The sequence below is a fragment of the Aquaspirillum sp. genome (assembly GCF_055136605.1).
The window spans coordinates 70438-78945 of sequence record NZ_JBSQVP010000004.1 but is presented as its reverse complement, the minus strand read 5'-3'; the positions used below and the strand labels follow the sequence as shown (position 1 = coordinate 78945).

Here is an 8508-nt window from a genome sequence, read left to right as displayed (position 1 = left end):
TGTATAAGAGACAGTCTTCAATGCTGCCGTTTTGGATGAACGATACTACTACACTCAAAAACCGATGACTGTAGATTGGGACCCAAAAACAAATGAGTTGAGTTTTGTGGAATAAAAAAGGGGTCGATCACGACCCCTCTAGTGGAAAATAGCGCAGGACTAGCTGTCTTTGACTTGGTTTGCTGCAATTTCCTTGTGCACTTCTGCCATATCAATCGCACGAATTTGCGTAATCAACTGCTCCAACGATGATGCTGGCAAGGCACCAGCTTGGTTATACAACATCACTTGCTCACGGAAGACCATCAGCGTTGGGATAGAGCGAATGTTGAACGCAGCAGCCAATGCTTCCTCTTGTTCGGTATTCACCTTGGCAAACACAATATCGGGGTGTTTGTCTGCCGCCGCCGCAAAAGTTGGGGCAAAACTGCGGCAAGGGCCACACCACGGTGCCCAAAAATCAATAATTACCGTTTTATCCGGTTGAATTGCTTGCTCGAAATCAGCAGCAGTCAGTTCAATAACAGCCATTACCGTCCCCTTTCGGACCAAAAATTCACGTTTAGAACTGATGGCAAGCACAGGCAATACAAGCAAAGGTTGCGATTGAATTTCACAATCGTTGAGATAGCCGCACTCAACACTCAACACTCAACGATATTGACTGGCACCGTTACCACGTTGACCGCCAACCCCCCGCGCGCAGTTTCCTTATATTTGCTGCTCATGTCTCGTCCGGTATCGCGCATGGTTTTAATCACACGATCCAGTGAGACAAAGTGTTCACCATCGCCCCGCAAAGCCATCCGTGCCGCGTTAATCGCCTTAATCGAGGCCATCGCATTGCGTTCGATGCACGGTACTTGAACCAACCCGCCAACAGGATCACAGGTCAAGCCCAAGTTATGTTCCATTGCAATTTCAGCAGCATTTTCAACTTGCGCCGGTGTACCACCTAACACCTCAGTAAGCCCCGCCGCCGCCATCGAACAGGCCGACCCCACTTCGCCCTGACAGCCAACTTCCGCGCCAGAGATCGACGCATTGAGCTTGAACAAAATCCCCACTGCCGCCGCAGTCAGTAAGAAACGAATCACGCCCTCATCGTTAGCCTGTGGCACAAAACGGCTGTAGTAATGCAATACCGCAGGGATAATCCCCGCCGCGCCATTAGTCGGGGCTGTCACCACACGCCCACCGGCAGCATTTTCTTCATTGACTGCCAAAGCATATAAATTCACCCAATCGAGAACCGTTAGCGGATCGGTGAGAGCCGCTTCGGGACGGGCCAGTAATTGGCGGTAGAGATCGGCGGCGCGGCGTTTGACTTTCATTCCCCCCGGCAAAATGCCCTCACGTTCACAGCCACGTCGCACACAACCCTGCATCACTTGCCAGATGGCGAGCAGTTGTTGGCGAATCTCGTCTTCCGAACGCCACACCTTTTCATTTTCCCACATGATTTGGCTCATGCTCATCTGGTGTTGCTGACAGAGTGCCAACAATTCTTGTCCTGTGCGAAACGGGTAGGGTAAAACTTCAGCCGTAGGCGGGGTAAAACCATCGGCAACAGCCGCCTCATCCACAATAAAACCGCCGCCAACCGAATAAAAAGTACGTTGAGCAAGGCATTCGCCGCTGCTGTTGTAAGCGAAAAATTGCATCCCATTTGGATGAAACGGCAGGCTTTTGCGTTTATGTAGTTGTAAATGTTCGCTTTCAACAAAACGAATCGCCTGTGTACCTGCTAACCATAATTGTTGCTGTTGGCGAATCTCGGCAATGCGTTGTGGGGCTAAATCGGGGTCGGTCGTGTCCGGATTTTCTCCCAACAAACCCAACATCACCGCTGTATCACTGCCGTGACCCTTACCCGTGGCACCTAAGGATCCAAATAACTCAACCTTAACCTGTGCCACCTCGCCTAGCCGCTGTTCGCGCTGCAGGCGGTGGATAAATTGTTTGGCTGCCCGCATCGGGCCCACCGTGTGAGAACTGGAGGGGCCAATGCCGATCTTAAATAAGTCAAACACGCTGATTGCCATCATCCACCCCTTTAGCAAAGAAAAAGAGCAATATTATTGCCGCGCCGTGCGGGCAAGGCTAGGGAAAAATGTCGGGTCGTTGCTGCGTAAAGGGTTAATATCCAGCCCACCTCGGCGGGTATAACGCGCATAGACGGTTAACCTTGTTGGTGCACAAGCACGCCAGATGTCGATAAAAATTCTTTCCACACACTGTTCGTGAAATTCATTGTGTTGGCGGAACCCCACCAGATAACGCAACAGGCTCTCACGGTCTATTTGTCGGCCATGATAGTGAATTTGCACACTGCCCCAATCCGGCTGTCCAGTGACCAAACAATTTGACTTCAGCAACTGCGATGACAGGGTTTCTGTGACCACGGTTTCAGCCGAGACGCGCAATTGTTCGGGTTGTGGGTCATAGCTTGCAATCTCGATATCTTGTTCATCCAAGCTCTCACCCTCGAGCTCAGCCAGCATAAATTGTGAAAACTGTCGCGGTGCAAACACTTCGACTTGCACCGGCTTACCGCAAGCGTTGCCGATATCCAATGCCAGCTGCGCTTGCAGGGTTGCCACATCCGGCAATTTGGTTTGGTTATAGCTATTGAGATAGAGCTTGAATGATTTTGACTCGATCAAATAGGGCGAATCAGCAGGAATCGCAAAGCGCACAATGGCGATTTGTGGTTTGCCTTTCAGATTCAACCAAGAGACTTCATACCCCGTCCAAAAATCGGTGCCAAAAAAGGGCAAGGCTTGACTGTCAATCAACAATTCATCGCGTTTATCTTGGCGTGGAATGGGAAACAATAATTCAGGAGCGTAATGCTCAATATAGTCGGTGTTTTTGCCTAATGGCGATGCTTCGGGTCGCGCCATGGTGTTACCTCATCATACCAATCATCAAACAAAAACAGCGCGGTAGATCACCGCGCTGTTTCACTTTATCTCATCAATGGATTTAATCGCGGACGCAATCGACGTAATAGCCAAATACGCCGTCAACCTCGGTTTTCACTAACCCGTGAATATCAGTCTCAAACCCAGGGAAACGCTCGTTAAACTCACGAGCAAATTTCAGGTAATCGACAATCGTACGGTTAAAGCGTTCCCCTGGAATCAATAACGGAATTCCCGGAGGATAAGGGGTTAACAGAATTGCTGTCACACGGCCTTCTAACTCATCCAGCGGCACCCGATCAATCTCGCGGTGCGCCATTTTGGCAAAAGCATCCGTTGGGCGCATCGCGGGCACCATGTCCGACAGATACATTTCTGTTGTCAGTCGCGCCACATCTTTTTCACGGTAAACCGCATGAATTTGTTGGCACAGATCACGCAAACCAACGCGCTCATAACGAGGATGTTTAGCCACAAACTCTGGCATCACCCGCCATAACGGTAAGTTGCGATCATAGTCGTCTTTGAACTGCTGCAACTCAGTGACCATGGTATTCCAGCGACCTTTGGTAATGCCGATGGTAAACATGATAAAGAAGCTATACAGACCTGTTTTCTCAACAATAATCCCATGTTCGGACAGATACTTGGTCACAATCGCGGCGGGAATGCCACGGTCGGAAAATTCACCATCGACATCCAAACCGGGGGTGATGATCGTGGCTTTGATTGGGTCGAGCATATTAAAGCCTTCGGCCAGCTCGCCAAAGCCATGCCAACGCTCACCTGCATTCAACATCCAAGCATCACGTTCTTCCAACCCTTCTTCTGACAAATCAGCTGGGCCCCACACTTTAAACCACCACGACTCACCCAACTCGGCATCAACCTTACGCATGGCACGGCGGAAATTCAGGGCTTCCGCAATAGATTCTTCCACCAAAGCTGGGCCACCGGGGGCTTCCATCATCGCAGCCGCCACATCGCACGAGGCAATAATTGCGTATTGTGGCGAGGTTGAGGTGTGCATCAAATACGCTTCATTGAACAAATCGCGGTCAAGCGCGGTATTTTGTGCATCTTGTACCAAAATTTGTGAGGCTTGAGACAGACCAGCTAACAGCTTGTGGGTAGATTGGGTGGAGAACACCATTGATTCGCGGCAACGGGGACGCTCTTCGCCAATCGCATGGTAATCGCCATAAAAATCATGGAAAGCAGCATGTGGCAGCCACGCTTCATCAAAATGCAGCGTATCAATCTCACCATCGAGCATCTCTTTAATCATTTCCACATTGTAGAGCACGCCATCATAGGTGCTTTGGGTAATGGTCAGGATGCGTGGTTTGGCCTGTTTGTCGAGGATAAACGGGTTGGCTTCGATTTTGCGGCGAATGGTCTCTGGACTAAATTCCGATTTCGGAATCGGGCCGATAATCCCGTAGTGGTTACGCGTCGGCGTTAAAAACACAGGGATAGCGCCGGTCATCATAATCGCGTGCAAAATCGATTTGTGGCAGTTGCGATCCACCACCACGATATCACCCGGTGCAACCGTTGAGTGCCAAACAATTTTGTTGGAAGTCGAAGTACCGTTGGTGACAAAGAACAAATGATCGGCGTTAAAAATTCGCGCTGCATTACGTTCGGAGGCTGCCACTGGGCCGGTGTGATCCAATAATTGGCCCAATTCATCCACTGCATTACATACATCCGCACGCAGCATATTTTCACCAAAAAACTGGTGAAACATCTGCCCGACAGGGGATTTCAAAAATGCTACCCCACCGGAATGACCGGGACAGTGCCAAGAGTAAGAGCCATCTTGCGCATAATGCGTCAGGGCACGGAAGAACGGCGGGGCTAATGTGTCTAAATAGGCTTTCGCTTCACGCACGACATAACGGGCAATAAATTCTGGCGTGTCTTCAAACATGTGAATAAAACCATGTAACTCACGCAACACATCATTAGGGATGTGGCTGCTGGTACGGGTTTCACCATGCAGAAAAATTGGAATATCGGCATTTTTAAAACGAATTTCTTCGACGAATGTACGCAAGCTGCTGATAGCAATTTGCGAGGCCTCGGGCGACAAAAACTCTTCATCATCAATCGACAAAATAAAAGCCGAAGCTCGCGATTGCTGTTGAGCAAACGAAGACACATCACCATAACTGGTGACACCTAAGACTTCCATGCCTTCGTCTTCAATCGCTTTGGTAAGGGCGCGAATACCGAGGCCAGAGGTGTTCTCCGAGCGAAAATCTTCGTCAATGATGATGATGGGAAACTGAAAGCGCATGGCGTTTTAACCTGACTCAAGGGCAACCAACGGGGTTGCACGGTAAAAAACAAGGGACAAGGCAAGCAGTATGTCGCGCCAAGATGACGTCTATCTTGCATTGATACGACACGCAGTACAGCGGTGGCGGCCGTAGCGCGGCGATTGTACGCGCCAGCGCCGCGCTGTGGGATAAAAATTGCGGTGTTTTCTATGGGAAAATAATGGTTTTTTGGCTCAGATTCATTGCTCGCGTCGCATAAACTGGCGAGGGCGGAAACCGAGAGCAAATAAGGCGATGAAATAACTGGCCCCGCCAGCCACAATCAACAAGGTTAATGCCAAAGCCCGCTGCCATGCCGCTGCTTGCCAATCAAAAGGCAACAGTGCCTGCAAGCCCAACAATACCCCTGCCATCACCGCCAACGCACTGCCGATTTTTACTGTAAATCCTAACCAACCTTGTTGGGGTCGATACATATTCCGCTTTAACAGTTGCCGCAGCAGCAATAGTGCATTGAGACATGCCCCAAGGCTGATGGCTAATGCCAAACCAGCATGTTGCATGGGCAGAATCAACAAGAGATTGAGCAACTGCGTGGCGGCTAAGGTGATGATGCCAATGCGGACGGGCGTTTTAATGTCTTTTTGGGCATAAAAGCCGGGGGCTAGCACTTTGACCGAAATCAGTCCAACCAAACCAACGGCATACGCCATCAACGCCCATGCCGTCATATCGGTGTCATGCCATGAAAACTCGCCATACATAAATAATGTGGCAATCAACGGTTTGGCTAATACAGCCAACCCCACTGCCGAGGGTAACGCCAATAACAACGACAAACGCAGCCCCCAATCCAACAACGCAGAGAAAGATTCTGCCGAAGCATTTGCCGCATGCTTTGATAAGGAAGGCAATAAAATTGTCCCCAAGGCCACCCCCAACACACCCGTGGGTAGCTCCATTAAACGGTCAGCGTAATACATCCAAGACACGCTGCCAGACACCAAAAATGAAGCAAAAATTGTATTAATCACCAAAGAAATCTGACTAATAGATACACCAAAAATCGCTGGGCCCATTTGTTTCACCACTCGCCGCACTGCTGCATCACGCCAATCAAGGCGCGGCCACGGCAACATACCAATTTTTGCTAATGCAGGGAGTTGAAAGGCGAGTTGGGCGATGCCGCCAATTAACACGGCCCATGCCAAGGCAAAAACCGGTTGTTCCAAGTACGGTGCGAGAAACAACACACAGCCAATAAAACTCAGATTCAGCAAGGTCGGGGTAAAAGCAGGAATCGAGAATTGCCGCCACGTATTTAATACACTGCCCGCCAAAGAGGCCAAAGAAATAAACAAAATGTAGGGAAATGTCAGTCGCAGCAAATCGACAGTCAGGGCGAATTTTTCGGGACGATCGCTGAAACCGGGAGCAGAAATCCAAATAATCCATGGCGCGATCACGATACCTAATAAGGTCACTGCCAGTAGAGCTAAAGTCAGTAACCCACTGATATAAGAAAGAAACTGTCGAGTGTCTTGTGCATTTTTGTGTTCACGGTATTCAGCCAACACTGGTACAAAGGCCTGAGAAAACGCTCCCTCGGCAAACACCCGCCGTAATAAATTCGGCAACTTAAACGCAACAAAAAAAGCATCGGTGTACAACCCTGCACCAAAGCTGCGGGCAATCAACGCATCCCGGACAAAACCCAAGACCCGAGACACTAACGTCATACTGCTGACGGTAAACAAGGCTTTAAGCAGATTCATCGCATACCGGCCAAAAAAGAAAACCAAGATGGTAAGACCTAAGCCCCTGTTCTTGCAAAAAGACCCTGTGCCAGCTAGAATTGACTGTTTAACAGATATCTGCTTTCTTCCTAGGAGAATCCCAACATGGCAAACAGCGCACAAGCACGCAAGCGTGCCCGTCAAGCCGAAGCCGCTCGCCAACTTAACGCTGGTCAACGCTCGCAGTTCCGTACCGCAGTCAAAAAAGTGTTAAAAGCAATCGCCGCCGGTGACAAAGCCGCAGCACAAACCGCTTTCCAAGCTTCGACAAGCGTAATCGACAGCATCGCTGACAAAGGCATCTTCCACAAGAACAAAGCTGCTCGTCACAAGAGCCGCTTGTCTGCTGCAATCAAGGCCATGGCTGCCTAATCACAGCCGGCTATCAACAGTGCGCCTCGCTGTTGCAGCAAATAAAAAACCCCGACTGACGAGTCGGGGTTTTCGCATTCTGGCGAATGATTACAGCATGTGCTTCACAGCTTCAGCTTCGTCAGTCAACTCTTTCAGCGTGATATTGATTTTCTCACGGCTGTATTCGTCGATTTCCAAACCTTCGATGATTTCATAAGCACCGTTTGCACACTTGCATGGGAAGCCAAACACGATACCTTCTGGGATACCATAGCTGTTATCAGCAGGTGCAGGCACACCCATGGTGACCCATTCGTCCGAACCTAACACCCAGTCACGGATGTGGTCGATGGCTGCGTTAGCAGCGGAAGCGGCAGAAGACAAGCCACGGGCTTCGATAATTGCAGCACCACGCTTACCAACAGTTGGCAGGAACACATCGTTATTCCACACGGCATCGTTGACCAGTGCTTTTACGTTGTCGCCGTTGGACGTGCAGAAGCGATAGTCAGCGTACATCGTTGGGCTGTGGTTACCCCACACCACCAATTGTTTCAGGCTGGACACTTCACGGCCAGTTTTGGCAGCCAACTGTGACAGAGCACGGTTGTGGTCTAAACGCAACATGCCGTGGTAGTTTGCTGGGTTGGTGCGGCCCACTTTAATCGCGGCAGCACGAGCAATGTAAGCATTGGTATTGCATGGGTTACCCACCACCAACACTTTGACGTCTTCTTTAGCGTTTTCAGCAATCGCTTTACCTTGAACGGTAAAGATTGCGCCGTTAGCTTCCAACAAGTCGGCACGTTCCATGCCTTTCGAGCGAGGACGTGCACCCACTAACAAGCAAACGTCAGCATCTTTGAATGCCACATTCGGATCGTCGGTTGCAACCATACCGGCCAGCAACGGGAAGGCGCAATCTTCCAGCTCCATCATCACGCCTTTGACAGCGTTTTGAGCTTGAGGCAAGTCGAGCAATTGCAGAATAACAGGCTGATCTTTACCCAACATTTCGCCAGAAGCGATACGGAACAACAAGCTGTAACCGATTTGGCCGGCAGCGCCGGTTACGGCAACACGAACGGGTGCTTTCATGAGGCATTTCTCCATTGCAGTGCGTCTTAGGGTTTGACATCTTCT

General features: G+C 50.0%; 7 protein-coding genes. 1 reads left to right on the top strand and 6 read right to left on the bottom strand.

Annotated features, from left to right (window positions below):
* Positions 1 to 159: 159 nt before the first annotated feature.
* From trxA to murJ, 5 genes are all read right to left on the bottom strand, one after another.
* Positions 160 to 531: a thioredoxin gene (trxA, locus tag ACTBZS_RS01790; RefSeq protein ID WP_460430879.1), complete on the bottom strand. Its 372-nt coding sequence runs from the start codon at positions 529 to 531 to the stop codon at positions 160 to 162.
* 113 nt (positions 532 to 644) lie between these two features.
* Complete coding sequence (locus ACTBZS_RS01785) at positions 645 to 2045, bottom strand: L-serine ammonia-lyase (RefSeq protein ID WP_463043098.1); 1401 nt, start codon at positions 2043 to 2045, stop codon at positions 645 to 647.
* A 33-nt stretch (positions 2046 to 2078) separates the two neighbouring features.
* Positions 2079 to 2906: an NADPH-dependent 7-cyano-7-deazaguanine reductase QueF gene (gene queF / locus ACTBZS_RS01780; RefSeq protein ID WP_460430881.1), complete on the bottom strand. Its 828-nt coding sequence runs from the start codon at positions 2904 to 2906 to the stop codon at positions 2079 to 2081.
* Between the two features lie 82 nt (positions 2907 to 2988).
* The gene (locus tag ACTBZS_RS01775; RefSeq protein ID WP_460430882.1) at positions 2989 to 5232 is read right to left on the bottom strand and encodes an Orn/Lys/Arg family decarboxylase; all 2244 of its coding nucleotides are present in this window, start codon (positions 5230 to 5232) and stop codon (positions 2989 to 2991) included.
* 222 nt (positions 5233 to 5454) lie between these two features.
* On the bottom strand, positions 5455 to 6990 hold the full coding sequence (gene murJ / locus ACTBZS_RS01770; protein WP_463043097.1) for a murein biosynthesis integral membrane protein MurJ: 1536 nt from the start codon (positions 6988 to 6990) through the stop codon (positions 5455 to 5457).
* A 126-nt stretch (positions 6991 to 7116) separates the two neighbouring features.
* Here murJ and rpsT point away from each other — a divergent pair, with 126 nt between their 5' ends.
* Positions 7117 to 7383 (top strand): 30S ribosomal protein S20, encoded by a 267-nt coding sequence (gene rpsT, locus ACTBZS_RS01765; protein ID WP_460430884.1) that lies wholly within the window; start codon positions 7117 to 7119, stop codon positions 7381 to 7383.
* A gap of 90 nt (positions 7384 to 7473) precedes the next feature.
* Here the strand turns inward: rpsT and ACTBZS_RS01760 are convergent, their stop codons facing one another.
* Positions 7474 to 8463, bottom strand: a complete 990-nt coding sequence (locus ACTBZS_RS01760) for a malate dehydrogenase (RefSeq protein ID WP_027405284.1) — start codon at positions 8461 to 8463, stop codon at positions 7474 to 7476.
* Positions 8464 to 8508: the final 45 nt, after the last annotated feature.

What these genes read in the sequence shown, in the direction of transcription:
- trxA (WP_460430879.1), bottom strand. Translation starts at nt 531, where the DNA reads ATGGCTGTTATTGAACTGACTGCTGCTGATTTCGAGCAAGCAATTCAA.
- ACTBZS_RS01785 (WP_463043098.1), bottom strand. Translation starts at nt 2,045, where the DNA reads ATGGCAATCAGCGTGTTTGACTTATTTAAGATCGGCATTGGCCCCTCC.
- queF (WP_460430881.1), bottom strand. Translation starts at nt 2,906, where the DNA reads ATGGCGCGACCCGAAGCATCGCCATTAGGCAAAAACACCGACTATATT.
- ACTBZS_RS01775 (WP_460430882.1), bottom strand. Translation starts at nt 5,232, where the DNA reads ATGCGCTTTCAGTTTCCCATCATCATCATTGACGAAGATTTTCGCTCG.
- murJ (WP_463043097.1), bottom strand. Translation starts at nt 6,990, where the DNA reads ATGAATCTGCTTAAAGCCTTGTTTACCGTCAGCAGTATGACGTTAGTG.
- rpsT (WP_460430884.1), top strand. Translation starts at nt 7,117, where the DNA reads ATGGCAAACAGCGCACAAGCACGCAAGCGTGCCCGTCAAGCCGAAGCC.
- ACTBZS_RS01760 (WP_027405284.1), bottom strand. Translation starts at nt 8,463, where the DNA reads ATGAAAGCACCCGTTCGTGTTGCCGTAACCGGCGCTGCCGGCCAAATC.